This window comes from Achromobacter seleniivolatilans, from assembly GCF_030864005.1.
Classification (GTDB): domain Bacteria; phylum Pseudomonadota; class Gammaproteobacteria; order Burkholderiales; family Burkholderiaceae_B; genus Achromobacter; species Achromobacter seleniivolatilans.
Window position 1 is genome coordinate 3,910,238 of sequence record NZ_CP132976.1, and the last position, 26,641, is coordinate 3,936,878.

Sequence of the window (26,641 nt, forward strand, 5' to 3'; positions counted from 1 at the left end):
AACTACCGGAGTTACACGATGAATCCCCCGCTAGCGCTGCATGCTCAAACCCGCCTTCCCATCATCGGTGCACCGATGTTCCTGGTCTCTGGCCCGGAACTGGTGGTTGCGCAATGCGCAGCGGGGATCATCGGAACATTCCCTTCATTGAATGCACGCCCGCAAGAACAGTTGAACGACTGGATCACCCGCATTGAAGAAGGCCTGGCAGCGAAACGCCAGGCCGACCCCAAAGCGACAGTGGCGCCCTACGGCGTCAACCTGATCATTCATCCCAGCAATCCCCGCTGGGAAGGCGACCTGGCCATCTGCGCCGAGCGCCGCGTGCCGCTGATCATCACGTCGCTGCACGCGCCCGAAGCCGTCGTGAAAGCCGTACATCCCTATGGCGGCCAGGTCTATCACGACGTGACAAACGTGCGGCATGCCAAGCGCGCCCTGGAAGCCGGCGTAGATGGTTTGATTCTGGTTGCAGCAGGCGCAGGCGGCCATGCCGGCCAGATCAACCCGATCGCACTGGTCAACGAAATCCGCGCGTTCTATGACGGCCCGCTAGCGCTGTCGGGCTGTATCAGCCACGGCAAAGACATTCTGGCCGCCCAGGTTCTTGGCTGCGACTTCGCCTACATGGGCACCCGCTTCATTGCTACCCAGGAGTCGCTGGCAGGCGACGCATACCGCGAGATGGTGTTGCAGGCACAGGCCGCGGATGTGGTCTACACGCCGTATTTCTCGGGCGTACCTGCAAACTATCTGTCTGCAAGCGTGGTCTCGGCCGGCCTGGACCCGGTGGCGCTTGCGAAGAACGGCGAGGCGCCAGCGCCGAATATGGATAAGAATTCCAGGCCGAAGGCGTGGAAAGATGTCTGGAGCGCGGGCCAAGGCGTTGGCGCGACGCAAGAGATACTGGATATAGAGACCTTGGTAGCGCAGCTGGAATCCGAATATTTCCGCGCTCGGGAAAGCGTGCTGCGATAAGGAGCGGGATACGTTGATTGCGGCGGCGGGCAGGCTGCGCGGGTTGACCCGCGCAGACCTCCCATCGACGCTTTCGCCGTCACTCCAATTTGATATCCGCCTTCTTGATCACACCGCGCCACTTCTCGATTTCCGCCTGCACGAATGCGCCGAATTCTTCTGCGGTCCCTGGCTTGGGTTCCGCGCCCGCCGCAAGCAAACCCTTGGCCGTCGCCGGATCTGACAGCACCTTCACCAGGTCCGCATTCATGCGGCTGACGATCGCCGCTGGCGTGCCCTTCGGAGCCATCAAGCCGCTCCACGAATACGCCTCGTAACCCGGCACGCCGGACTCCGCAATGGTTGGAACATCAGGCAGCATGCCGGATCTTGCCGGGTTGCCCACGCCCAGCGCGCGCACCTTGCCGGACTTCAGGTGCGGCACGGCAGACGGGCCATCTGCAAACATGACTTGAACCTGCCCGCCCAGCAAATCCTGCATCGCAGGCGCACTGCCTCGATAAGGAATGTGCTGGATCTTTACGCCGGCCATCGCGTTGAAAAGCTCGCCAGCCAGATGCGTGCCGCCACCGGTGCCTGACGAACCAAACGACAGCTTGCCCGGGTTTGCCTTCGCGTACGCGATGAGTTCGCCGACCGAGTTCACGGGTAGCGATGGATTGACCACCAGCACGATAGGGAACACTGCCGCCATGCCCACCGGCACGAAATCGCGGCTGATGTCGTAGGTCAGGTTGTCGCGCAGGCTGGGCAGCACTGCGTGATGGATGGAGGCAAAGAAGAAGTTGTAGCCATCGGGCTCGGCTTTCGCGGCGAACTGCGCGCCCACGATGCCGCCTGCGCCCGACCGGTTGTCCACGACGGTGGGCACCGACCATAGATGGCCCAAAGGTTGTGTCGTGAATCGCGCAGTGGTATCTACCGGCCCGCCAGCCGGAAACGGCACGATGAAGGTTACGGCGTGGCCGGGCCATGTGGCGGCCCGGGCAACGGAAGGCAACAACGAGGGCAATACGGCAGTGGCGCAGGCAGCGCCCAGCCCCGCAATAACGCGGCGGCGTTGAGGATCAATCACGGCAGTCTCCTGAATCTTGGTGTTATTCGCGGTCAAGCTTTCAGAACTTCTACCTGCCGCTTTTTTTTATTATTTGCCGTGCCGCCGGATTCGCCGCTACACATTTTCAAAAGCCCCTCTTCGTGCCCGCGCCAAGTTCGCTGACCGGACAGTTTTTTCCTGCCGCTGCGTCACTGTCCGCGCGCTGCGCGCTGCACGTGTTCGATGAAGCACTCGGCAAAACTGGGCAAATCGCGGCCCCGCTGACGGCAAAGCAAACGATCGCGCAGCGCCCACGAGTCTTCCAGTTTCAGCACATGCAGCGCATTGGGCCGGCTATAGCGCGCCGCGCAAGCGCGTGGCACGACAGCAATGCCCGCGCCCGCTTCCACCATGCGGCACACGGCTTCAAAGCTGCCTACGTGGACTCGCTGGCAGATACGCTTACCCAAACCGCTGGCAATGTCTTCAAGAAAAGTCTGAATTGCGCTATTGGGATGAATGCCAACGAACTGATAGGCATCCACCAAATCCACGAAATGCGCGGATGCAGATGCTGCCAAGGGATGATCCAGTGCGGTCACCACGGTGAGTTCATCGCGAAACAGCGGCGTGACGTCCAATCCTTCGACATCGATATTGCCCGCCACCAGGCCGAGATCTCCGGCGCCTGCGCGAATCGCGATCACGATATCGCCCGAGATTTTCTCTTCGAGTTCCACGTCCACATCAGGGTTTTCCGCCAGGAACGTGGACAGCGCATCGGCCAGGAACGAGTTGGTGGCCGTTGTGTTGGCCAGCAATCTCAAGCGCCCCTTCAAACCACTGGCATAGGGCTGAAGATCAGCATTCAAGCACTCCAGCTGCCGGAAAACTGCATTGGCATGTTTCAGCAGAACCTCGCCCGCCGGAGTCAGCGCAACACCTGTCGCCAGCCGTATCAGCAAGCGCGCCTTGAAGGCTTCTTCCATGTTCTTCACCCGGGCGCTGGCCGCAGGCAAGGACAAGAAAGTGCGCTCGGCAGCACGGGTCAAATTGAGGGTTTCACCCACGTTTACGAATAAACGCAGGTCAGTCAAATCATGTCTCATGTTCCACCACGCAGAAGGGGGGCATTTCTAATTTTGAATTCTTCGAATGCCGAGTCGAATCTACCATGGTGCATCCCCGCAAACCATACTGGTTGATGCGGAACTGTTTTTCATACGCGGCGCGCGCGCCTCGGCACAGGAGTCAAAGCAATGAGCGGCATCGTTTCCGGAAAGGTAGTGATCGTCACGGGCGCGGGCGGCGGTATCGGCCGCAGCATTGCGCTGGCCATGGCGCAGGCTGGCGCCAAGGTGGTCGTGAACGATATCGGCGTATCGCTGACCGGCGAAGGCGGTGCTGAAGGCCCGGCGCAAGCTGTCGTGCAAGAAATCGTTTCCGCTGGCGGATTGGCCGTTGCCAACACGGACAGCGTGGCGGCCTACGACAGCGCCAGCCGCGTGGTGGAAACGGCGATTGCTGCGTTTGGCCGCATTGATGCCGTCATCAACAACGCCGGCAATTTGCGTGATCGCGTCTTTCACAAAATGAGCGAAGAAGAATGGCGTCAGGTGATCGACGTGCATCTGAACGGTTCGTTCTTCATGAGCCGCGCCGCAGCGCCCTATTTCCGCGAGCAGGAGTCCGGCGCCTTCGTGCACATGACATCAACCTCGGGTCTCATCGGCAACTTCGGGCAGGCCAACTACGCAGCGGCCAAGCTTGGCATCGTGGCCCTGTCCAAGTCCATTGCGCTGGACATGGCGCGTTATAACGTGCGGTCCAACTGCATCGCGCCGTTTGCCTGGAGCCGCATGACCAGTTCCATCCCGGCAGAAACAGACGAAGAGCGCGCCCGCGTAGAAAAGCTGAAGAAGATGGAAGCCGGCAAGGTCGCGCCGATGGCGGTCTATCTGGCCAGCGATGCCGCCAGCGAAATCACCGCGCAGATCTTCGCGGTGCGCGCCAACGAGATCATGCTGATGAGCCAGCCGCGCCCGCTGCGCACCGTGCATCACAGCGAAGGCTGGACGCCCGAACGCATCGCCGAGATTGCCGTGCCCGCCATGCGCAAGCACTTCTATGCGCTGGAACGCTCGCCCGACGTGATCGACTGGGACCCCATCTGAGACCGCCATGCCATTGGACTACGCCACTGTGAAGAACTGGCGCTTTGACGATGTGCGTCAGCGCTACGACCAAAAAGACACCATGCTGTACGCACTGGGCATAGGCTTGGGACAAGACCCCGAAGACGCCGGCCAATTGCGCTATGTGTTTGAAAAGGACCTTCAATCGTTTCCCACCATGAGCGTCGTGCTTGGCTATCCCGGCTTCTGGGTGCGGGAACCGGCGGCAGGCATTGATTGGGTGAAGGTTGTGCATGGCGAGCAACGCCTGACCGTGCACGCCCCGTTGCCAACAGCGGGTGTCGTCACCGGAAAAATCCGCAATACGCACGTCGTGGACAAGGGTGCGGACAAAGGGGCCATCATCGTCACCGAACGCACATTGCATGATGAAGACGGAGCCTGCCTGGCGACGTTGCAGCAAAGCACGTTTTGCCGGGGCGACGGCGGTTTCGGACAAGGCGATGCCAGCCCCGAAGCGCTGCCTGCCGCACCTAACGGCGAGCCGCAACTGCGCTGCGAACTGCGCGTGCCGGCCAGCGCCGCGCTGTTGTACCGATTAAGCGCGGATCGCAACCCGCTGCACGCCGACCCCGACGTCGCGCACAAGGCGGGTTATCCGCGCCCTATTCTGCACGGGCTGTGCTCGTATGGCGTGGCGGCGCATGCCATCGTGAAGAGTTTCTGCGGCTACGACGCGTCGCGCCTGACCAGCTTGAACACACGATTCTCTGCGCCGGTGTATCCCGGCGAGACGTTGCAATGCGACATGTGGCGTATGCCCGATGGCCAAATCCGCTTTATTGCACGGGCCAAAGAACGCAACATCGTGGTCATGAGCCACGGCACCGCCACGGTGCAATCATGACGCGGCCGCCTCCTCTTGAGGGCATCCGCGTGCTGGATCTGTCGCGCATTCTGGCTGGCCCCTGGTGCACGCAGAACCTGGCCGACCTGGGCGCCGATGTCATCAAGATCGAACGGCCGCGCGTGGGCGACGACACGCGTGCCTGGGGTCCGCCGTTTCTCAAGGATGGAAACGGCCAGGACACCAACGAGTCCGCCTACTATCTCAGCGCCAATCGCAACAAGCGTTCGGTCGAAGCCGATATGGCCTCGACGGAAGGCGCGGCGCTGATTCGTGAACTCGCGGCCGTGAGCGACATTCTGGTTGAGAACTTCAAAGTTGGCGGACTGGCCCAATACGGGCTGGACTACGACAGCCTGCGAGCCATCAATCCTCGGCTGATTTATTGTTCGGTTACCGGCTTCGGGCAGGATGGTCCGTTCGCGAAACACCCCGGCTATGACTTCATGATTCAAGGCATGGGCGGCCTGATGAGCATCACCGGCGAACGCGACGATCTGCCTGGCGGCGGCCCTCAAAAAGCGGGCGTGGCGGTTACCGATATCGTCACGGGCATGTACGCCACGGTTGCCGTGCTGGCGGCGCTGCAAGAGCGCCATCGCAGCGGCCTGGGGCAACATCTGGATATCGCCCTGCTGGATAGCCACGTGGCGCTGCTGGCCAACCAGAACTCCAATTATTTCAACTCGGGCGTGGCGCCCACGCGTGCCGGCAATGCGCATCAAAACGTGGTGCCCTACCAAGTGTTCGCCGCCAGCGACGGCCATCTGATCGTCGCCACCGGCAATGAATCCCAGTACCGCGCTTACTGCCGCGCCATCGGCGTGCCGGAGCTGGGCGATGACCCGCGCTTTGCCACCAACCGCTTGCGCGTCACGAACCGTGAATTGCTGATCGGCATCCTGACCGAAATCATGCAAGCCGGCAAACGCGATGACTGGATCGCCAAGCTTGAAGCCGTGGGCGTGCCTTGCGGCCCCATCAACAACATTGCTCAGGCGTTCGCGCATCCGCAGTCACAAGCCAGGCAGCTGCGGCGCGACTTGCCGCACCCATCAGGCGGTCTGGCGCCCGTGACAGCCAGTCCGCTGCGCTTCTCGGCGTCGCCCGTGGTCTACCGGCGTGCGCCGCCCCTATTGGGCGAGCACACTGAAGAGGTGCTGCGCGATGTGCTTGGAAAATCCGCGGAAGCCATTGCGGCTTTCAAAGCGTAGGGTGCCATTGCGTCCGCATGGGCGCATGGCGCTGCGCGCCGCCGCTTAGCGCATACGACAACTGGCTGGCTTTCTGGTTGACGAGTTTGGCATAGGCCCGCAGCTTGGCTTGCGATAGCCGGCCAGCGGGTCCGGACACGCTCAACACGCCCAAAAGGCGCCAGTTCGTGCCAAAGACGGGCGCCGACACACTGGCGATCTCGGGCTCGCGCTCGCCAATCGAAATATAAAAACCATCGCGGCGAATGGTCTCGTAGGGTTCGCCCGCTTCGCCTGAAAACGCCAGCAGAACGCGCCCGGGAGACCCCTTTTCCAGCGGCAGCACTTCGCCCACCCGGATGTGATGACGGATGGCCTTTGGGCCTTCCACCCGCGCCAGACAGGTTCGGACGTCACCTTCGCGGACAAAGAATGATGTGCTCTCGCCGGTCTCTCGCGTCAGCGCAAGCAAGGTCGGTTCGATTTCATTGTTGATGTCGAACGAGGCCTGATAACGCGCGCCGAGCCACCCCGTGGCCGGGCCCAGACGCCAAGCGCCATCCTCAAACCTTTGCACCAGATAGCGGGCTTCGGCCAAGGTGCGCGCGATGCGCAGCGTTGTCGTCTTGTGCATGCCCGCGCGCCGGCTCAGTTCCGCCAGCGACACAAACGCATCGTCCACCTGAAACGCCTCCAGTAAACGCATTGCCCGCGCGACGGCAATCACGCCGCCGGACTCCCGGGTTTCAGTCGATTCGGACGTGGATTCAGTCTGCTTTTTCATGGGCTGCCCCCGTTTCATTAGCCGGTCTGCATTTCATCAGACGAAACGACATTGTATGCAGTGAAACGGCTTCCTATAGTGGACCCCGCCACCAAGATCCGCACCAGCCGGACCGGCAAATCAAGAACACCCATAAGATTGGAGACAAGAATGAAACTGCTTGCACGCGCCGCATTCCTTGCGGCTGGCCTGATAGTTGGCGCCAGCGCACTGGCACAGACCTTTCCCGACCGCCCCATTCGCCTGATCGTTCCGTTCCCGCCCGGAGGCGGCACCGACATCATTGCCCGCGAGCTGGGCGTGGCGTTGAACAAGACGTCCGGTTGGAACCTGGTAGCCGAAAACCGGCCGGGCGCAGGCGGCAACCTGGGGGTGGAGACCGCCGTGAAATCCGCGCCGGACGGCTACACGCTGGTGTTGGGTCAGACCAGCAACCTGGCGATCAATCCTTCGCTGTACTCCAAGCTTTCGTACAACCCATCCAAGGATCTCGCGCCTGTTGCGCTCGTCGCGACCGCTCCGCTAGTGCTGGTCGTGGCATCAAACTCGCCTTACCAATCGCTCGATGACGTCGTCAAACAAGCCAAGGCGCACCCCGGCGAGCTGAACTTTGCATCCCCCGGCAACGGCACCGTTGCGCACCTGACGGCCGAACTGCTGCAACAGGCTGCCGGCATCAAGCTGCAACATATTCCCTACAAGGGCTCCAATCAGGCGTTCAACGATTTGTTCGGCGGGCAGGTGCACTTGTTCATGGCATCGATTCCCACTGCATTGGGCCAGATCCGCACCGGCAAGCTGCGCGCGCTGGCCGTGACCTCCGGCAAACGGGTCGCCGAATTGCCCGAAGTGCCCACCGTCAGCGAAGCGGGTTATGCGGGCTTTGACGCCAATACCTGGTTTGGATTGATGGCGCCCGCAGGCACGCCGCCTGCCATCATCCAGGCCTTGAATGTCGCGGCCAACAAAGCTATGGCCAGCCCCGAATATCAGGAAAAAATCCGCACTGAAGGTGGCGAGGTTCTGGGTGGCACACCGCAGGAATTCACCGAACGCCTGACCAAAGACCACGCGTTGTGGGCCGGCATCGTGAAGCAGTCGGGCGCAAAGATCGACTGAACTCAGCCCCCTTTTCTTACCTATCTTCCGGAACGTCACCATGAGTGAAAAATCCTTGCCCGCCATCCGCCGCGACATTCAACGCGTCAGCCCCGAACAGGTCAAAGCGGCCAGTCAGTTTCAGGCCGCTATCCTGGCCGACGTCGGCGGCCGCCGCGGCGCGCTGGGCGGCCGTATTGCCCCGCTGTCACCCGGCATGAAAGTGGCCGGCCCCGCCTTTACGGTGGAACTGCGCCCTGGCGACAACCTGATGTTTCATGCCGCCTTGGCGTTGGCCCAACCGGGCGACGTCATCGTCGTCGAAGGCAAAGGCGACCGCACGGCAGCGCTCTGCGGCACCATCATGACGACGCAGGCGCAAGCGAGCGGATTGGCTGGCTTTGTCGTCGACGCCGCCGTGCGCGACTCGCTGGAAATCATCGAAAGCGGCTTTCCCGTTTTCTCGGTAGGCACCAATCCCAATGGGCCGACCAAGGGCTTGCCCGGCCGCGTCAACTGGCCGGTATCGCTGGCGGGCGTCACGGTGAACCCGGGCGATCTGGTGGTGGGCGACGCCGACGGAGTCGTGGTGGTGCCACGTGAAAATGTTGAAGAGGTCCTTGCGCTGGCCCAGCAAAAAGTGGATGCCGAAGCCCGCCGCATCGCAGAAATCAAAGCGGGCAAACTGGGCGCGCCCTGGCTGGCCGATGCGCTGCGTGCGGCAGGCGTGCTGCAAGCAGGAGAAGCGCTATGAATCTTGCAGCCAAACCCGTTGTACTCGTGACCGGCGCCGACCTCGCAGACGAAGCCGTACGCATGTTGCAGCACTATCACCTGGTCTTTGCAGGCGCCAGGCCAACCGAGGATGACCTGCTGGCCCTGGTGCGCGTACATGATCCCGTGGCGTTGATCGTGCGGTACGGCAGGGTCAGCGCTGCTGTCATCAACGCAGCCCGGTCGCTGCGGGTGATTTCCAAACACGGCAGCGGCATCGACACCATCGATAGCGATGCCGCGCAGACTCGCGGCATCGCAGTGAAAGCCGCTAGCGGCGCCAATGCGGCGGCGGTGGCAGAACATGCGATTGCACTGCTATTGGCCTGCGCCAAGTCTGTCGTGCCGTTGGATGCGCGCATGCACGCCGGCCATTGGGACAAGGCCACGCACAAAAGCATCGAACTCGCGGGACGTTGCCTGGGCCTCATCGGGCTGGGCGCCATCGGCCTGCGGGTGGCAACCATTGCGCACGCCATGGACATGCGAGTGATCGGCCATGACCCCTACGCCAACAATGTTCCGCCGTGGATAGAATCTGTTGAGCTGCCTCGCCTTTGGGCCGAAGCGGATGCGGTGTCGTTGCACTGCCCGCTGACGGACACCAACAAGGAATTGATCAACGCCGCCACGTTGGCGCAATGCCGCAACGGCGTGTTGCTGGTCAACACCGCGCGCGGCGGTTTGATCAACGAAGCCGATCTGCTGGCCGCCGTACGCAGCGGCAAAGTGGCCTGCGCGGGCCTGGATAGCTTCCAGCAGGAACCGCCGCCATCCCAGCATGTGTTCCAGGGCCAGCCAGGAGTGATCCTGAGTCCGCATGTAGGCGGAGTCACGCAGGACGCTTATGTGAAGATGGGCGTGGGCGCGGCTCGTAATGTGCTGCAAGTACTGGAAGCGCGGATGCCGGAGCCGGTCTTCGCAGCAAGCTGACCTTGCAACGCCACACGCCACGGCCAGGACGGATAGCCTTGCGCCATCCGTCCATTCAACGCGAGACTGGCGGCATCAGCCAATGCGGGATCGCTGCCTATCCACGGAAAATGCGCGCGCACCGGCACGCATATCAGGCCCGTGCTAAAAGAAATCGGCCGCTGAATTCAGCGGCCGATTTATCTTCAACGCAGAGACTGCGTTCGCGCTTTACGCCACAGCGACCGGAATCTTGCCGATCTTGGCCTGCCATTCCTTCGGACCGGTCGTATGGACCGAGATGCCCTGGGCATCCACCGCCACGGTCACCGGCATGTCTTTCACATCGAACTCATAGATGGCTTCCATGCCCAGATCTGCAAAACCCAGCACCTTGGCGCCGCGAATGGCCTTGGACACCAGATAGGCTGCGCCGCCGACTGCCATCAGATAGGCCGAGCCGTGCTTCTTGATGGATTCGATGGCGACCGGGCCGCGCTCGGACTTGCCGATCATCGAAATCAGGCCGGTTTGCTCCAGCATCATGTCGGTGAACTTGTCCATGCGGGTGGCGGTGGTGGGGCCTGCGGGGCCGACCACTTCGTCGCCCACCGGGTCCACCGGGCCCACGTAATAGATCACGCGGTTGGTGAAGTCCACCGGCAACGGCTCGCCCTTGGCCAACATGTCCTGGATGCGCTTGTGCGCGGCATCGCGGCCCGTCAACATCTTGCCCGACAGCAACAGGGTCTGGCCCGGCTTCCAGCTGGCGACTTCTTCCTTTGTCAGCGTGTTCAGGTCGACTTGCTTGGACTTGTTGTAGTCCGGGGCCCAATGCACTTCCGGCCACTCGGACAAGGACGGCGGGTCCAGGCGAGCGGGGCCCGAGCCGTCGAGCTCGAAGTGCGCGTGGCGCGTGGCGGCACAGTTCGGGATCATCGCAACGGGCTTGGAAGCGGCGTGCGTCGGGAAGGTGCTGATCTTGATATCCAGCACGGTGGTCAGGCCGCCCAGGCCCTGCGCGCCAATACCCAGCGCGTTGACCTTTTCGTACAGTTCGATACGCAGCTCTTCCAGCTTGTTTTGCGGGCCACGGGCCAGCAGTTCGTACATATCGATGTCTTCCATCAACGACTGCTTGGCCATCAGCATGGCTTTTTCAGCGGTGCCGCCGACGCCTATGCCCAGCATGCCCGGGGGGCACCAGCCAGCGCCCATCGTCGGGACGGTCTTGAGCACCCAGTCCACCAGCGAATCGCTGGGGTTGAGCATGGCGAACTTGGTTTTGTTTTCCGAACCGCCGCCCTTGGAAGCGATTTGCACGTCGACCTTGTCACCTTGGACAAGCTCGACGTGCAGGATACAGGGCGTGTTGTCGCGCGTGTTCTTGCGCGCAAACAGCGGATCATCCAGCACGGAAGCGCGCAGGGGATTGTCCGGGTTCAGGTAACCACGGCGCACGCCTTCGTCACAGAGTTCTTGCAGGGTGCGCTTGGTGTCAAAGCGCACGCTCATGCCGATCTTCAAGAAGACGTTGACGATGCCGGTGTCTTGGCACAAAGGACGCTTGCCTTCGGCGCACATGCGCGAATTCGTCAGAATCTGCGCCATCGCATCACGCGCGGCGGGGCTTTCCTCACGCTCATAGGCGCGCGCCAAGTGGCGGATGTAGTCAACGGGATGGTAATAGCTGATGAACTGAATGCCATCGGCTATCGACTGGATCAGGTCTTCTTCTTTAATGATGACGGACATGGCGATTTACGGTCTGGATGGAAAATGTGAACTGCGGCTGGCCGTCACGGCCAGCCGCGGGAAAAAGACTCTTTTGCCGCGGGAACGCAGCACGCTTGCGCAGCAAGTGCGGCAAGCGGATAACCATTATTTGCCTTGCCAGACAGGCTTGCGCTTCTCGGCAAAGGCGGTCGCGCCTTCCTTGGCATCGGCCGACGTAAAGATATGGGCAATCAGCGGGCGCTGGCGGTCGAACATGCCTTCCTGGTCCCAATCGCCAGCCTGCGCCACGATGCTCTTGGCCGTTTGCACGGCCATGGGGCCATTTTCGACGATAGCGCGCGCCAGCTCCAGCGCGCCAGCCAGCGCGCCGCCCGGCTCGGTCAGGCGGTTGACCAGACCGAAGGAATAGGCGCGCTCGGCAGTGAGCATTTCGCCCGTCAGAATCACTTCCATGGCGATGTGGTACGGCAGGCGGCGCGGCAATCGCAGCAAACCGCCCGCACCGGCGACCAGGCCGCGCTTGACTTCAGGCAGACCGAACTTGGCATTGCTGGCGGCCACGATCAGGTCGGAAGCCAGGGCCATTTCGCACCCGCCAGCCAGGGCGTAGCCTTCGACGGCTGCGATCAGCGGCTTCTTGGGCGGTTTTTCGTTCAAGCCGGCAAAACCACGGCCTTCCACGTAAGGACGCTGTCCCGATTTAGCGAAAGCCTTCAGATCCATGCCCGACGAAAACGTGCCGCCACCGCCCGTCAGGATGCCGATGCGAACGTCGTCGCGGCTATCCAGCTGGTCCAGCGCGGCAGCCATGGCCACTGCGGTTTCCAGGTTGATGGCGTTCTTGGCCTCGGGACGGTTGATCGTGATGATCTGGATGCCGTCGGTGACTTCTACCGTAATCAGGTCAGACATGGGGACTGCTCCTTCCGGGATTTCTCGGAATCATGTTCCGGGTTTTATATAAGACTTGGGGCTCAACCCAAGATCATACGATCATTGGTTTACAGGTGCAGCCCCGGGGCTGCGCGGGCGTCCACCTGGGGCACACTGGCAGCCCCAGAGCGCTACCTTGAAAACATAGATGTAACCGCCAACCGGCCCTTCGGAAACAGGACAGGCGCGGGCCAGTTAAAATGCTGGGTTTCCCACGCTCAGGGCAAGCCTTGCCCGGCGGCCGAATTCCAAGAATCCTATGCTCACCTTTCAGCAAATCATCCTTACGCTCCAGGAATACTGGGACAAGCAGGGTTGCGCCCTGCTGCAACCCTACGACATGGAAGTCGGCGCCGGCACCTCGCACACCGCGACGTTCCTGCGGGCGATCGGCCCGGAGCCGTGGCGCGCCGCCTATGTGCAGCCCTCGCGCCGGCCCAAGGATGGCCGCTACGGCGAAAACCCCAACCGCATGCAGCACTACTACCAGTACCAAGTGGTGCTGAAGCCCGCGCCCCCGGAAATCCTGGACCTGTACATCGGATCTCTGAAAGCGCTGGGCATCGACCCCACGCAGCACGACATCCGCTTTGTCGAAGACGACTGGGAAAACCCCACGCTGGGCGCCTGGGGCCTGGGCTGGGAAGTCTGGTTGAACGGCATGGAAGTCACGCAGTTCACTTACTTCCAGCAAGTAGGCGGGCTGGACTGCACGCCCACCACCGGCGAAATCACCTATGGCCTGGAACGCCTGGCCATGTACCTGCAAGACGTCGAAAGCGTCTATGACCTGGTCTGGACCGAAGGCGCCAACGGCAACCGCGTGCTGTATCGCGACGTGTTCCACCAGAACGAGGTGGAACAATCCACCTATAACTTCGAGCACTCGTCGGCGGAAATGCTGTTTTCGCACTTCAATGACTACGAAGCCGAGGCCAAGCGCCTGATGGATGTGCCGCTGGCGCTGCCGGCCTACGAGGCCGCGCTGAAAGCCGCGCACACCTTCAACATGCTGGACGCCCGGGGCGCCATCAGCGTCACCGAACGCGCTGCCTATATTGGCCGCATCCGCAACCTGTCGCGCACTGTCGCCCAGGCCTATTACGATTCCCGCGAACGACTGGGCTTTCCCATGCTGGGCCGCGCCAAGGCCGCCGGGGAGGCTGCATAAATGACGACGAACATCCGCCCGCTGCTGGTCGAACTGCTGACCGAAGAACTCCCGCCCAAGGCGCTGCAAAAGCTGGGACAGGCCTACGCTGAAGGCGTGCGCTCAACCCTGGAACGCCACGGCCTGCTGGCCGAGGGCTGCGCCGTGACGGCGTATTCCACGCCGCGCCGCCTGGCCGTGCACCTGTCCGCCGTGCTGGCGCAGGCGCCCGACCAGCCCTATGCCGAAAAGCTGATGCCGGTAAAGATCGGCCTGACCGAAGACGGCAAGGCCACGCCCGCGCTCCAGAAGAAACTGGCGGCCAAGGGCCTGGAAAACATCGACCTGTCCACCCTGGACCGCGAATCCGATGGCAAGCAGGACTACCTGGTTGCCCGCGGCACTGCCGCCGGCGCGCAACTGGCCACGGGTCTGCAAGAAGGCATCGACACGGCGATCAACAGCCTGCCGATTCCCAAGGTCATGCGTTACCAATTGGCCGACGGCGTCACCACCGTCAAGTTTGTGCGCCCGGCCCACGGTCTGGTCGCCCTGTTTGGCGCCGATGTAGTGCCCGTGTCTGCGCTGGGCCTTACCGCCGGCCGCGATACGCTGGGCCACCGCTTCATGAGCACGGGCACGGTGTCGTTTGCCGACGCTGACTCCTACGTCGCGACCCTGGCTGACAAGGGCCGTGTCATGGCGTCTTTCGAAGGCCGCCGTGACGAGATCCAGCGCCAGTTGCTGGACCATGCTGGCCGCCTGTCTGCCACGCTGGGCGATGACCCGGAAGTCACCGCGCTGCTGGACGAAGTGACCGCGCTGGTCGAACACCCCACCGTGTACTTGGGCCAGTTCGAAGAGCAGTTCCTGCAAGTGCCGCAGGAATGCCTGATTCTGACCATGCGTCTGAACCAGAAGTACTTCCCGCTGTTCGATCCGGCCACCGGCCGCCTGACGCACCGATTCCTGATCGTGAGCAATATGCACACGGACAATCCGGTGCATATCGTGGAAGGCAATCAGCGCGTCGTGCGCCCGCGCCTGGCCGATGCTCAATTCTTCTTCGAAACCGACCGCAAGACGCCGCTTGCCGCGCGTGTCGAGCAATTGGGTTCCATCGTTTATCACAACAAGCTGGGCACCCAGCTTGAGCGCGTGGAGCGCGTGCGCGCCATTGCGCGCGGCGTAGCAGAACAATTGGGCGGCGACGCCTCCGCTGCTGACCGGGCCGCCATGCTGGCCAAGGCCGACCTGGGTTCGAACATGGTCGGCGAATTCCCCGAGCTGCAAGGCATCATGGGCGCGTACTACGCGGCCGGTGACGGCGAACCCGACAGTGTCGTGCAAGCGCTGCGCAGCCAGTACCGCAACCGCTACGACACTCCGGTTACGAAAGACACGCTCACCGCCGCCATCCTGTTCATCGCTGAACGCGTGGAAACGCTGGTCGGCATCTGGGCCATTGGTCAGGCGCCCACGGGCGAACGCGACCCCTTCGGTCTGCGCCGTGCGGCGTTGGGTCTGATCAGCGCCTTTGAACAGCTCGCCGCAGGCGGCTGGCTGAAGATCAGCCAGGACGGCCCCCTGTCCTTGAACGGATTGCTGGACTTGACCGCGGGCACCTTCCCCGCCGGCAAGATCCCCGGTGACACCCTGTCTGAAGTGCGCACCTTCATTTATGAGCGCTATCGCAATCAGCTCATCAACGAATTCGACCGCAACGCGGTAGAAGCCGTCATTGCGCTGACGCCGCCCCTGCATCAAGTCGCGGAACGCGTGCGCGCCGCCGCCGCCTTCGCCCAACTGCCCGAAGCCGCCAGCCTGGCTGCCGCCAACAAGCGTATCGGCAACCTGCTGAAAAAAGCCGAAGGCGAGATCGGCGCGGTGAACGACGCCGCGCTGGTGGAACCCGCCGAAAAGGCGCTGGCCGCCGCAGTGGCCGCGCTGCGTCCGCAGGCCGAGGCCCAGCTTGCTGCTGGCGACTTCGCCGGCAGCCTTACCACGCTGGCGCAGGCACGCGAACCGGTGGACGCCTTCTTTGCCGACATCATGGTCATGGCCGAAGACCCGGCCGTGCGCGCCAACCGTCTGGCCCTGCTGGGCCAGTTGCATGGCCTGATGAACCAAGTGGCTGACATCTCCAGGCTAGCCCAGTGAAACTGATCATCCTAGACCGTGACGGCGTCATCAATCAGGACAGCGATGCGTTCGTCAAGAATCCCGACGAATGGATTGCGCTGCCCGGCAGCCTGCAAGCCATCGCACGGCTGACGCAGGCAGGCTGGAAGGTGGTGGTTGCCACCAACCAGTCTGGCCTGGCCCGCGGCCTGTTCGATATGGACACGCTGACCGCCATCCACACCAAGATGCGGCGCGAGCTGGCCGCCGTGGGCGGCAATATCGACGCCGTGTTCCTGTGCCCGCACGGTCCGGATGACAACTGCAGCTGCCGCAAGCCCCGGCCCGGCATGTTTGAACAGATCGGCCATCGCTACGACATCGACCTGACGGGCGTGCCCGCTGTCGGCGATTCACTGCGCGATTTGCAAGCGTCGTCCTCCGTTGGCTGCTCGCCCTGGCTGGTGGAAACCGGCAACGGCAAGAAAACACTGGCCAAGGGCGGCTTGCCCGACAACACGCGTGTGTGCGAAAACCTGTCGGCCGTGGCCGACGCCCTGCTTCAGGACAATTGATTCGATGGCCCGGCTACGCTCGCTGCTGTACTTTCTGTTTCTGGCCATCACGGTCATCCCTTACGCCTTTGCCTGCATCCTGTGGGCGCCGCTGCCGCTGCACTGGCGCTACAAACTGACGGTGGGCTGGCCACGGCTGGCCGTCTGGGGCGCCAAGGTTTTCTGCGGTATCCGCTGGCAGGTCAAGGGCTGGGAAAACCTGCCCGACGGCCCCGCGGTAGTGTTGTCCAAGCACCAATCCGCCTGGGAAACGCTGTTCTTCCCGGCCTACATGCCGCGCGAAGTTTGTTTTGTCTACAAGAAAGAGCTGCACATGGTGCCGTTCTTCGGTTGGGGCCTGGCGCTGCTGCGCATGATCGCCATCGACCGCGCTAAGGGGCGCGACGCCTTTGAGCAAGTGGTCAAGCAAGGCCAGACGCGTCTTGATGAGGGCCGCTGGCCGCTGCTGTTTCCCGAAGGCACCCGCGTGCCGCCGGGCAAGACGGCGCGCTTCAAGATGGGCGGCGCGCTGCTGGCCTCGCGCACGGGCGCGGCTGTCATTCCTGTGGCGCATAACGCCGGCGAATGCTGGCGGCGCAATGCTTTTGTGAAATATCCCGGCATGGTCACCCTGTCGATCGGTCCCGCGATAGAATCCAAGGGTCTCTCCCCCGAAGAACTGAATCAAAAGGTTCAGGACTGGATCGAAGGGGAAATGCGGCGTCTCAACCCTGAAAGGTATGTCCAGCACTGATCAGCTCGAACTGTTGTTCGGCGTGCAAGAAGACGACGCGCCCAAGGGCGCGTCGCCGCTAGTCGTCTCGCCGAAAGCGCCCGCCCCGACCCGGCCGGCGCCCAAGCCCCCCGCTGCCCAGACGGACGCCCCGCAGCCGGTCGAACCGGCCAATCTCTTTCCCGACACCTCACCAGACGCCGCCTCAGTGCGCGATCCGCTGCTGACGCTGTCCCCCAACGCATCATCGCTGGTTCCAACGCCGTGTCCCGACCCCCTGCCGGAAGGCGCGCGCTGGCGCGAGGTCGCGACCGAGCAGCAGCCTATCGGCTTCGTCCTGCTGCGGTCGCGCCGGCGCAGCATCGGCTTTGTGATCACGGACGACGGCTTGCGCGTTACCGCGCCCAACTGGGTCACGCTGACGCAAATTGACGATGCCGTACGCGAAAAGTCCCGTTGGATTCTGGCCAAACTGCGTGAGTGGTACGCCCGCAAACAGCAGCTGGCCATGGCCCATACTCGCTGGCAGGCGGGCGGCGAATTGCCGTATCTGGGCAAACGTATTCTTATCGGCGTAGGCGGCGACAGCCGTCAAACCTACCTGTCAGGCGATGCCGATGCGCCGGAAGACGGCGACACCTTATGGCTGGCGCTACCCTCTTCAGCAGACCAAAGCCGCATCCGCGACTCGGCGCAAGCCTGGTTGCAGCAACGTGCAGGCGCCTGGTTTGGCGCCCGGCTGGCGCACTTTTTGCAGATCAGCGGCTTAAAGATCCGCCGCTGGCGCTTGTCGTCGGCCGCCACCCGCTGGGGATCGTGCACCAGCGACGGCAACATCATGCTGAACTGGCGTCTGGTTCATTTCGCGCCCGGCATTATTGATTACGTCATCGCGCACGAGCTTGCTCATCTGCGCGAGATGAACCACAGTCAGGACTTCTGGCGCGAAGTGGGCCAGATCCTGCCTGACTTCGAAGACGCCAAAAATATCCTGCGGCGTCACGACCCTGCTTCCCTGCCTCAGTTCTGAGGCGCATCGGAGACAAAAAATGTTGCTGCTGATTCCGGGCCCGGTCACGACCGATGCGCGGGTGAAGGCCGCCATGGCGCAAGACTATGCGCCATGGGACAACGATTTCCGCGAGACCTACCGGCAGGTCTGCGATAGCGTGCTGCGCGTGGCGCAAGGAGTGGCGGGCGAACACACTGCACTGGCGCTGCCCGGTTGCGGCCACTTCGCGGTGGAAGCCGCCATCCGCACGTTTGTGCCTCCGGGCGGCCGCTTGTTGGCGCCGTCCACGGGCGCCTATGCCGCCCGCTTGCAAAAGCTGGCAGGGGACGCGGGCCGCGTTGCCGTGCCGCTGTTTGTGGGCGCCACCGAACGCGTGGATCCACAAGCCGTCGCCGCCGCGCTGGAACAAGACCCCACGCTGACGCACCTGGCGCTGGTCTACAGCGAAACGGGTAGCGGCATCTGCCACGACGTGCCTGAGTTGGCACGCATTGCCCACGCGCTGGGCCGGCGCGTGATTGTCGACGCGGTTTCCGCATTCGGCGCGCTGCCGCTGGATTTGAGTACGCTGCCCGCGGTTGACGCCGTGGTGCTGACCGCCAACAAATGTCTGGAAGGCTTGCCGGGCGCGGCCTTCGTCGTGGCCAGGGTAGACAGCCTTGAGGCCAATCGCGGCAACGCCGGCAGCTGGTCGCTGGACCTGTCCGATATCTATCAGCACACGCTGGTCCCGAACGCGGGACCGCGATTCACGCCCCCTGCGCCCACCCTGGCCGCGCTGGCCGTGGCGCTGGACCTGTTCTGGCAAGAAGGCCGGCAAGCGCGCCTGGCCCGTTACACCGCCAACATGCGCACGCTTTATGATGGCGTCAGTGAACTGGGCTTGACCCCGTACCTGCCACCCGCGCTGCAAGGCCCCATCGTCGTCAATGTCCATGCGCCGGATGCGCCGACCTGGAACCTGCAACTATTCGTAGACGCGCTCAAGCGCCGCGGCTATGTACTCAGCAACTTCTACAACACCGAACCTCCCACGTTCCGAGTCGGCTGTATCGGCGCCTTTGGCGCTGAACAGATGCAGCTAGCGGTCGACGCCATGGGCGGCGCGCTGCGAGACATCGGCATCACCCGGGAACGCACCGGCGCCCCTCGGTTCTTTCCCCAACCTCTTATCGCTTAAGGAAAACATCCATGCGTATGCTCCACACCATGCTGCGAGTCGGCAACCTCGACAAGTCCATCGACTTCTACACGAACGTGCTCGGCATGCGCGTCCTGCGCCGCAACGACTACCCCGACGGCAAATTCACGCTGGCTTTCGTGGGTTACCACGATGAGTCCGAAGGCGCCGTCATCGAGCTGACCCACAACTGGGACACCGACAAATACGACTTGGGCACCGGCTACGGCCACATCGCCCTGGAAGTCGACAACGCCTACGAAGCCTGTGACAAGGTCAAGGAACGCGGCGGCAAAGTGACCCGCGAAGCCGGCCCGATGAAGCACGGCAAGACGGTGATTGCGTTCGTCGAAGATCCCGACGGTTACAAGATCGAATTCATCCAGAAGAAAGATCGCCAAGACTGATTCTTTGAAATCATGATCCACACCATCTTGAAAATGGGCGACCCGCGCTTACTGCGCGTGGCGCCGCCGGTTGCGCAGTTCGACACTCCCGAGCTGCACGCCTTGATCGAAGACATGTTTGAAACCATGGCGGCGGCGCAAGGCGTGGGGCTCGCCGCCCCGCAGATCGGCGTGGACCTGCAACTGGTGATCTTCGGCTTCGACCGCAACGAGCGCTATCCCGACGCGCCCGCCGTGCCGCAAACGATACTTTGCAATCCGGTCATCACGCCGCTGTCGGACGAGATGGAAGACGGCTGGGAAGGCTGCCTGTCGGTGCCGGGCCTGCGAGGCCAGGTGCCGCGCTACCGTCACATCCGCTATAGCGGCCGCGATCCCTACGGCAAGCTCGTCGAGCGTGAAGCGGAAGGGTTTCACGCCCGCGTCGTGCAGCATGAGTGCGACCACCTCATCGGACGCCTTTATCCGTCGCGCATCCAGGATTTCACGAAATTCGGTTTCACGGAAATCCTGTTCCCCGGCATGGACCCGAACCAGGACGACTAAGCGTCCTGATCCGCCGCCGCCCTTGCATAGGCCGCTTGCGCGGCTTGTGGCGACAACGTTTCCGGCGCGAAATCATCCACTTGCAAGACCCGCGACACGATGGCCTCGGCAGCTTGCAGCTGCTCGGCCTGCGTGTCCGTGATTGCGCCGCGCTGGTGGGCTTCACGCCAGTCGCGCACGCCTGATTGCCGCAACCGGTCGCGGATAGGTTGCACGGCATCCACCAGCGCAAACGCGCGCGTCAGCAGTGCGAGCGGATCGCGCGCCAATGGATCGTCCCTGACAGGTTGATCACCCGGCACAACGCCGGCCAGCGGTTCACTGGCCGGCTCACGATGCAAGTCGGCCGCAAGCCGCACATGGGTCGGTGACGGTTTCAGCAACAGTTCGGCGCATTCCCTCGTCAAGGCGTCGCCCGGACCTTTGGCCAGACGCAGCGGCAAGATAGCGGCCCGCAAGCCCCAGGCCAGCACACGCCCGGGCAGATTGCGCAGCACTTGATCGATGCGGTTCTCGATCGTGGCGTAACCCTTGGCCATGCACCAATGCACCAACGGCAGATCGTCGTGCTTGCGACCTTCGTCTTCCCAGCGCTTCAACACCGCCGACAGCAGATACAGCTCGGACAGAATGTCACCCAGCCGCGCCGAAATCATCTCGCGCCGCTTCAGGCCGCCTCCCAGCTGCGCCAGCGTGGCATCGGCCAGCAGCGCAAACGCAGACGAATAACGGCCCAGACGCCGGTAGTGGCCCGCCGTGGGCCCGGAAGATGGCGCGGGCGCCAACATGCCGCCCGTCCAGGCGCGGCCGATCGCACGCAACGTGTTCTTGCCTGCATGGCGCAAATGGCGCCAGAACACATCGTGGAAGACCTCCATGCCCCGCTCTTCATCCGGATTGGCCAGCGCCATCATTTCCGGCATCAGATAAGGATGGGCGCGGATCGCGCCCTGTCCGAAGATGATCAGGTTGCGCGTCAGGATATTGGCGCCTTCAACCGTGATGGCGATGGGCACCGCGCGATACAGCGCGCCCAGATAATTGCTGGGCCCGTCGATCACGCCGCGCCCGGCATGCACGTCCATCGCCTCGTTGACCGAGGTACGCATACGCTCCGTGGCGTGATATTTCATGATGCCGGACACCACCGCCGGCTTCACGTCCTGATTCAGTGCAGCGCACGTCAACCTGCGCGCCGCTTCCACCAGGTACGCATTGCCGGCCAGGCTGGCCAGTTGTTCCTGCACCCCTTCGAATTTTCCGATGGGAATGCCGAATTGCTCACGCACGCGGGCGTACATGCCTGTCGTATGCGCGCACATCACGGCCGCAGCTGCCGACAACGAGGGCAGCGAAATCCCGCGGCCCGCGGCCAGCGCGCTCATCAGCATCTGCCAGCCCTGACCTGCGCGGTCGGCGCCGCCGATCAGCGCATCCAGCGGCACGAAGACATCCTGGCCGCGGTTGGGACCGTTCTGAAAAGCCTGCATGGCAGGAAGATGGCGGCGCCCGATTTCCACGCCCGGCGCCTCGGTCGGCACCAGAGCCACCGAAATACCGATATCTTTAGCACCGCCCAAAATACCGTCGGGGTCAGACATCTTGAACGCCAGCCCCAGCACCGTCGCTACCGGGCCCAGCGTGATGTATCGCTTGTGCCAATTCAGCCGAATACCGATCAATTCCCGGCCATCAACCACTTGGCGGCACACGACGCCGGTATCCACCATGGACGCGGCATCGGAACCGGCCTCTGGGCTGGTGAGGCCAAAGCACGGAATCTCGCGCCCATCGGCCAGCCGCGGCAGCCAGTAGTCACGTTGCGCGGGCGTGCCGAACTGCATCAGCAATTCACCCGGCCCCAATGAATTGGGCACCATCACGGTCACGCCAGCGGTGACGGAATACGCAGAAATCCGGCGCACGACTTCCGAGTGCGCATAGGGTGAAAACCCGAGGCCGCCGTAGCGGCGCGGAATGATCATGCCGAAAAACCGCTGCGACTTCAGAAACGACCAGACCTCGGGCGGCAAGTCGCGCCGGTTCCAGGTGATATCCCATTCATCCAGCATGGCGCACAAGCGCGCCACGGGGCCATCGATAAAGGCCTGCTCTTCCCGGGTAAGCGTGGCGGCCGGAACATCCAGCAGCTTTCTCCAGTCGGGATTTCCGGTGAAAAGATCGGCATCCCACCAGGTGTCTCCGGCCTCGATGGCATCGCGCTCCGTGGCCGACATGGCGGGCAAGGCGTTGCGTGCCCAGCGGTATGCGGGTTCCGAGATGCGGCGCCGGCGCCAGGCATTGAAATCCATGAGTTCCCCTCACTGTTATGGCCACAGGGCGTATCGGATCAAAGTACCAGAATTGACCCCTGCGGGCCAAACCGGAGAGTGCCGACTCTGCGACAATGAGCGTCGCCGCGCTGGTGCGCAATCAACCGCTATCCGGGCACTTTTCGCATGCTGAACAAACTCTGGCTGGGCTTTTTCCTTACCGCTGCCGTGGCCGCGCTGACCCGCTGGCTGGCCCTGGGTGAGCCCGACGTTTTCCGCCTGATGGTCGCCAGCCTGTTCGACATGGCGCGGGTGTCCGTGGAAGTGATGGTGCTGCTGTTTGGTACCCTGACCCTGTGGCTGGGCTTTCTACGCATTGCGGAACGCGCAGGGCTTGTCGAAAAATTGGCCTACGTGCTGGGGCCGCTGTTTGCACGGCTGATGCCTGAGGTGCCGCGCAATCACCCTGCCATCGGCCTGATCACCCTGAATTTTGCGGCCAATGGCTTGGGGCTGGATAACGCCGCCACGCCTATCGGCTTGCGCGCCATGCGCGAGTTGCAATCGCTGAACCCCACTCCCGATACCGCCAGCAACGCGCAGATTCTGTTTCTGGTGCTGAATGCGTCGTCGCTGACGCTGCTGCCCGTCACGCTGTTCATGTTTCGCGCGCAACAGGGCGCGGCCGATCCCACCCTGGTGTTCCTGCCTATCCTGCTGGCCACCAGCGCGTCGACGCTGGCAGGCTTTCTTGCGGTCGCTGCTTGCCAGCGGCTGCGGCTGGCAGACCCGGTCATCATGCTGTGGCTGGGCGGCGTGGCGCTGATCATGGGCGGGTTCATGGCGCTGCTGGCCAGCATGTCGGCAGCGGCCATCGCGACCCTGTCGTCGCTCATGGGCAACCTGACTTTGTTCGGCATACTGCTGGCGTTTTTGATCGCAGGCGCCTGGAAAAAAGTGCCGGTGTACGAAGCCTTCATCGAAGGCGCCAAGGAAGGCTTCGACATCGCCAAGAGCCTGCTGCCGTATCTGGTGGCCATGCTGTGCGCCGTGGGCGTCTTGCGAGCATCAGGCGCGCTGGATTTCTTGCTGGACGGCATCCGCTGGGCCGCGAATCACGCAGGCTGGGACACGCGCTTTGTGGATGCTTTGCCTACCGCTCTGGTCAAACCATTCTCGGGCAGCGCGGCGCGCGCACTGATGCTGGAAACCATGACGCACTTTGGCGTGGACAGCTTCCCCGCGCTGCTGGCGGCGGTTGTGCAAGGCAGCACCGAAACCACCTTCTATGTGCTGGCGGTGTACTTCGGATCGGTGGGAATACTGCGGGCGCGCCACGCGGTGGGCTGCGCGCTGATCGCCGATCTGGCCGGCGTGCTGGCCGCGATCGCCGTGTGCTACTGGTTCTTTGGCTGAACACTTATGGCAGTCATGCGGGGCAAGCGCCCCGCATGACCCGCCGGATCAATCCACCAACAATACTTTCATGCCGTTGGTGCCGCCGCTGTCGCGATAGAAGTCGCCCTTGGTCAGAATCACCCAATCGCCAGCCTGCACCAGATTGCGCTTGCGCAGTTCATCAATAGCGGCATTGCTCAGGTCCGCAGGCTCATAGTCCGACGGCGCAAACGGAATCGTGTAGACGCCGCGGAACATCGCCACTCGATTCTGCGTCAGGCTGTGGGGGCTGTAGCAGTAGATCGGCACACCGGAACGGATACGCGACATGATCAACGGCGTATGGCCGCTTTCGGTCAGCGCGATGATGGCCTTTACCCCCGGGAAGTGATTGGCGGCGTACATGGCCGCCAAGGCGATCGTCTCGTCGCACCGCGTAAAGGTTTCGCCCATGCGGTGATGCGACACCGTCGACGTCGGGTGCTTTTCAGCGCCCAGGCAAACGCGTGCCATCGCTTGCACGGTTTCGACCGGATACTGGCCCGACGCGCTTTCCGCGGACAGCATGACGGCGTCGGTGTAGTCCAGCACGGCATTCGCCACGTCCGATACTTCGGCGCGCGTCGGCATCGGGCTGGAGATCATGGACTCCATCATCTGCGTTGCGGTGATCACCACTTTATTCAGCGTGCGGGCGTGCTGGATGATGCGCTTCTGGATACCCACCAGCTCCGCATCGCCCACTTCCACGCCCAGGTCGCCGCGCGCCACCATGACGCCGTCACTAGCGCGGATCAGCGAATCCAGCGCCTCGTCATCGGCCACCGCTTCCGCACGTTCGATCTTGGCGATGATCCATGCCTGGCTGCCGGCTGCGGCCAGCAACGTGCGGGCCTCGTCGATATCGCTGCCATAACGCGGGAACGACACCGCAACAAAATCCAATTCCATTTCCGCGGCCAGCTTGATGTCGACACGATCCTTGTCAGTCAAGCTGGGTGCGGACAAACCGCCGCCACGGCGATTGATGCCCTTGTTGTTCGACAGCGGCCCGCCGACCGTCACCGTGGTGTGGACTTCATCGCCTTCAACGCGATCCACGACCAGCACCACGCGGCCATCATCGAGCAGCAGCTCGTCGCCCACGCGGCAATCCGTCACAAGCTCGGGGTAATCGATACCAACAATGCTGGCGGTGCCAGCATCTTTCGGATGCACGCGCGACAGCGTGAACGGCTGGCCGACCTGCAACTGCACCAGCTTGTCGGTGAAACGGGCGATACGAATCTTGGGGCCTTGCAAGTCGCCCATGATGGCGACGAAGCGGCCTTGGCGCGCTGCAATTTCGCGCACCAGACGGGCGCGCTCGCGGTGATCGTCCGCGCTGCCATGCGAGAAGTTCAGCCGGGCAACATCCAGCCCGGCGCGGATCAGGGCTTCGATGCGTTCAGGCGTCGAAGTCGAAGGGCCCAGGGTGGCGACAATTTTGGTGCGGCGCAATACAGGCATGACGGTCCACTCTCGCAAAAACAACGAAAGCGTTATGGTACGCCGCCTGCGTCCACGCGGGTATTATGAGCAACACAACGACCCGCAACGAGCCCATCAGAACCCGTGAAAATCGTCATCGCTCCCGACTCTTTCAAAGAAAGCGTGTCCGCGCCCGATGCGGCGGCGGCTATTGCGCGCGGCGTCAAGGCTGCCTGCCCCGGCGCCCACACCGTGTGCGTTCCCATGGCCGATGGCGGCGAAGGCACGGTTGAAGCTGTGTTGGCCGCAACCGGCGGCAAGGAACGGCAGTTGACCGTGAACGACGCGCTAGGCCACAAGGTGGATGCCATCTGGGGCTTATTGGAAGACGGCACGGCCGTCATCGAAATGGCTGCGGCGGCGGGTCTGGAACTGATCTCGCCATCCAAGCGCGATCCGATGCGCGCCAGCAGCCACGGTGTCGGGGAATTGATATTGGCCGCAGTCAACTCAGGGGCCACGCGCATTATTTTGGGCTTGGGCGGATCGGCCACCAACGACGGCGGCGCCGGCATGCTGACGGCACTTGGCGTGCGGCTGCTTGATGCAGACGGCCGCAGCTTGCCGCCCGGCGGTGGCGCGTTGGATGCGCTTGCCAGTATCGACACGCGCGGACTCGATCCGCGCCTGGCCAACATCCGCATCGACATTGCTTCAGATGTGGACAACCCTTTGTGTGGTCCTGAAGGCGCATCGCACGTGTTTGGCCCGCAAAAAGGGGCATCACCGGAACAAGTGTTGGCGCTGGATCAGATGCTGGGGCATTTTGCGGATATCTGCGCGCAGCATCTGGGCGCCGACCACCGCAATGAACCCGGTGCGGGTGCTGCGGGAGGCCTGGGCTTTGCCGCCAAGGCATTTCTGCAAGCGCATTTCCGGCCGGGTGTAGACATCGTGGCGGAATTGGGCGGCCTCGCAGCGGCTATCGAAGGCGCCACCTTGGTATTCACTGGCGAAGGCCGCATAGACGCGCAGACATTGCGGGGCAAGACGCCAGCAGGCGTGGCCCGCATCGCGCAACGCGCGGGCGTTCCTGTCGTTGCACTGGCGGGTTCACTGGGCCCCGGCTACGAAGCCCTGCACGCGTGCGGCATCAGCGCCGCGTTCAGTCTGGCGCCTGGACCGATTACGCTGCAACAGGCGCTGACGGACGCAGAACGGCTCTTGTCCGATCGCGCGCGCGATGTGATGCAACTCTGGATGAGCGCACAAAAACGCATGTTGTAAGGGGGGCTCTGCTGGCAGAGAGC

The 26,641-nt window shown here is 62.9% G+C and carries 24 protein-coding genes; 17 read left to right on the forward strand and 7 right to left on the reverse strand.

Annotated elements, in window-relative coordinates:
• The first annotated feature begins 18 nt into the window (after positions 1-18).
• Positions 19-978, forward strand: coding sequence for an NAD(P)H-dependent flavin oxidoreductase (locus tag RAS12_RS17610; protein ID WP_306937571.1), 960 nt, complete (start codon positions 19-21; stop codon positions 976-978).
• 79 nt (positions 979-1,057) lie between these two features.
• On the opposite strand, the gene RAS12_RS17615 is transcribed toward RAS12_RS17610, so the two are convergent.
• Together RAS12_RS17615 and RAS12_RS17620 are read right to left on the reverse strand one after the other, a co-directional pair.
• Positions 1,058-2,053 carry a Bug family tripartite tricarboxylate transporter substrate binding protein gene (locus tag RAS12_RS17615; RefSeq protein ID WP_306937572.1) on the reverse strand — a complete coding sequence of 332 codons (996 nt, stop codon included), beginning with the start codon at positions 2,051-2,053 and terminating at the stop codon, positions 1,058-1,060.
• A gap of 170 nt (positions 2,054-2,223) precedes the next feature.
• Positions 2,224-3,123, reverse strand: coding sequence for a LysR family transcriptional regulator (locus tag RAS12_RS17620; protein WP_306937574.1), 900 nt, complete (start codon positions 3,121-3,123; stop codon positions 2,224-2,226).
• A gap of 150 nt (positions 3,124-3,273) precedes the next feature.
• Here RAS12_RS17620 and RAS12_RS17625 point away from each other — a divergent pair, with 150 nt between their 5' ends.
• Genes RAS12_RS17625 through RAS12_RS17635 form a run of 3 tightly spaced genes read left to right on the forward strand, consistent with a single transcriptional unit; the run spans position 3,274 to position 6,270 of the window.
• Positions 3,274-4,188: an SDR family NAD(P)-dependent oxidoreductase gene (locus RAS12_RS17625; protein WP_306937576.1), complete on the forward strand. Its 915-nt coding sequence runs from the start codon at positions 3,274-3,276 to the stop codon at positions 4,186-4,188.
• A gap of 7 nt (positions 4,189-4,195) precedes the next feature.
• Positions 4,196-5,056 carry a MaoC/PaaZ C-terminal domain-containing protein gene (locus RAS12_RS17630; RefSeq protein WP_306937578.1) on the forward strand — a complete coding sequence of 287 codons (861 nt, stop codon included), beginning with the start codon at positions 4,196-4,198 and terminating at the stop codon, positions 5,054-5,056.
• On the forward strand, positions 5,053-6,270 hold the full coding sequence (locus RAS12_RS17635) for a CaiB/BaiF CoA transferase family protein (RefSeq protein WP_306937580.1): 1,218 nt from the start codon (positions 5,053-5,055) through the stop codon (positions 6,268-6,270). The genes RAS12_RS17630 and RAS12_RS17635 overlap by 4 nt, the downstream gene beginning before the upstream one ends.
• On the opposite strand, the gene RAS12_RS17640 is transcribed toward RAS12_RS17635, so the two are convergent.
• Positions 6,260-7,033 carry an IclR family transcriptional regulator gene (locus RAS12_RS17640; RefSeq protein ID WP_306937582.1) on the reverse strand — a complete coding sequence of 258 codons (774 nt, stop codon included), beginning with the start codon at positions 7,031-7,033 and terminating at the stop codon, positions 6,260-6,262. The two genes, RAS12_RS17635 and RAS12_RS17640, sit on opposite strands and share 11 nt — an antisense overlap.
• A gap of 150 nt (positions 7,034-7,183) precedes the next feature.
• On the opposite strand from RAS12_RS17640, the gene RAS12_RS17645 reads away from it, so the two are divergent.
• From RAS12_RS17645 to RAS12_RS17655, 3 genes are read left to right on the forward strand one after another with little or no spacing between them, the layout of a single operon-like run.
• Positions 7,184-8,152: a Bug family tripartite tricarboxylate transporter substrate binding protein gene (locus tag RAS12_RS17645; RefSeq protein ID WP_306937584.1), complete on the forward strand. Its 969-nt coding sequence runs from the start codon at positions 7,184-7,186 to the stop codon at positions 8,150-8,152.
• A gap of 40 nt (positions 8,153-8,192) precedes the next feature.
• The gene (locus tag RAS12_RS17650) at positions 8,193-8,885 is read left to right on the forward strand and encodes an RraA family protein (protein WP_306937586.1); all 693 of its coding nucleotides are present in this window, start codon (positions 8,193-8,195) and stop codon (positions 8,883-8,885) included.
• On the forward strand, positions 8,882-9,838 hold the full coding sequence (locus RAS12_RS17655; RefSeq protein WP_306937588.1) for an NAD(P)-dependent oxidoreductase: 957 nt from the start codon (positions 8,882-8,884) through the stop codon (positions 9,836-9,838). Before RAS12_RS17650 ends, RAS12_RS17655 begins: the two co-directional genes overlap by 4 nt.
• Positions 9,839-10,048: 210 nt before the next feature.
• Here RAS12_RS17655 and RAS12_RS17660 read toward each other — a convergent pair whose 3' ends face one another.
• Entirely contained in the window at positions 10,049-11,572 is a 1,524-nt protein-coding gene (locus RAS12_RS17660) for a fumarate hydratase (RefSeq protein WP_306937590.1), read from the reverse strand.
• Positions 11,573-11,698: 126 nt separating this feature from the next.
• Complete coding sequence (locus RAS12_RS17665; protein ID WP_306937592.1) at positions 11,699-12,466, reverse strand: crotonase/enoyl-CoA hydratase family protein; 768 nt, start codon at positions 12,464-12,466, stop codon at positions 11,699-11,701.
• Positions 12,467-12,746: 280 nt separating this feature from the next.
• Between RAS12_RS17665 and glyQ the strand changes: the two genes are divergently transcribed.
• Genes glyQ through def form a run of 8 tightly spaced genes read left to right on the forward strand, consistent with a single transcriptional unit; the run spans position 12,747 to position 20,190 of the window.
• On the forward strand, positions 12,747-13,658 hold the full coding sequence (glyQ, locus tag RAS12_RS17670; RefSeq protein WP_306937595.1) for a glycine--tRNA ligase subunit alpha: 912 nt from the start codon (positions 12,747-12,749) through the stop codon (positions 13,656-13,658).
• A complete protein-coding gene (gene glyS / locus RAS12_RS17675) occupies positions 13,659-15,797 on the forward strand; it encodes a glycine--tRNA ligase subunit beta (RefSeq protein WP_306937598.1) in 2,139 nt (712 codons plus the stop codon).
• Complete coding sequence (gene gmhB, locus RAS12_RS17680) at positions 15,794-16,333, forward strand: D-glycero-beta-D-manno-heptose 1,7-bisphosphate 7-phosphatase (protein WP_306937600.1); 540 nt, start codon at positions 15,794-15,796, stop codon at positions 16,331-16,333. Before glyS ends, gmhB begins: the two co-directional genes overlap by 4 nt.
• A gap of 4 nt (positions 16,334-16,337) precedes the next feature.
• Positions 16,338-17,066, forward strand: a complete 729-nt coding sequence (locus RAS12_RS17685) for a lysophospholipid acyltransferase family protein (RefSeq protein ID WP_306937602.1) — start codon at positions 16,338-16,340, stop codon at positions 17,064-17,066.
• The gene (locus RAS12_RS17690) at positions 17,053-18,075 is read left to right on the forward strand and encodes a YgjP-like metallopeptidase domain-containing protein (RefSeq protein WP_306937604.1); all 1,023 of its coding nucleotides are present in this window, start codon (positions 17,053-17,055) and stop codon (positions 18,073-18,075) included. Before RAS12_RS17685 ends, RAS12_RS17690 begins: the two co-directional genes overlap by 14 nt.
• 19 nt (positions 18,076-18,094) lie before the next feature.
• Positions 18,095-19,237: a 2-aminoethylphosphonate--pyruvate transaminase gene (locus tag RAS12_RS17695; RefSeq protein ID WP_306937606.1), complete on the forward strand. Its 1,143-nt coding sequence runs from the start codon at positions 18,095-18,097 to the stop codon at positions 19,235-19,237.
• An 11-nt stretch (positions 19,238-19,248) separates the two neighbouring features.
• Positions 19,249-19,644, forward strand: coding sequence for a lactoylglutathione lyase (gene gloA / locus RAS12_RS17700; RefSeq protein WP_306937608.1), 396 nt, complete (start codon positions 19,249-19,251; stop codon positions 19,642-19,644).
• A 12-nt stretch (positions 19,645-19,656) separates the two neighbouring features.
• A complete protein-coding gene (gene def / locus RAS12_RS17705) occupies positions 19,657-20,190 on the forward strand; it encodes a peptide deformylase (protein ID WP_306937609.1) in 534 nt (177 codons plus the stop codon).
• On the opposite strand, the gene RAS12_RS17710 is transcribed toward def, so the two are convergent.
• Entirely contained in the window at positions 20,187-22,502 is a 2,316-nt protein-coding gene (locus RAS12_RS17710; protein WP_306937611.1) for an acyl-CoA dehydrogenase, read from the reverse strand. The two genes, def and RAS12_RS17710, sit on opposite strands and share 4 nt — an antisense overlap.
• A gap of 147 nt (positions 22,503-22,649) precedes the next feature.
• Here RAS12_RS17710 and RAS12_RS17715 point away from each other — a divergent pair, with 147 nt between their 5' ends.
• The gene (locus RAS12_RS17715; protein ID WP_306937614.1) at positions 22,650-23,879 is read left to right on the forward strand and encodes a spore maturation protein; all 1,230 of its coding nucleotides are present in this window, start codon (positions 22,650-22,652) and stop codon (positions 23,877-23,879) included.
• A gap of 48 nt (positions 23,880-23,927) precedes the next feature.
• On the opposite strand, the gene pyk is transcribed toward RAS12_RS17715, so the two are convergent.
• Positions 23,928-25,370: a pyruvate kinase gene (gene pyk, locus RAS12_RS17720; protein ID WP_306937616.1), complete on the reverse strand. Its 1,443-nt coding sequence runs from the start codon at positions 25,368-25,370 to the stop codon at positions 23,928-23,930.
• A gap of 105 nt (positions 25,371-25,475) precedes the next feature.
• Between pyk and RAS12_RS17725 the strand changes: the two genes are divergently transcribed.
• Positions 25,476-26,618 (forward strand): glycerate kinase, encoded by a 1,143-nt coding sequence (locus RAS12_RS17725; RefSeq protein WP_306937618.1) that lies wholly within the window; start codon positions 25,476-25,478, stop codon positions 26,616-26,618.
• The last annotated feature ends 23 nt before the right edge of the window (positions 26,619-26,641 follow it).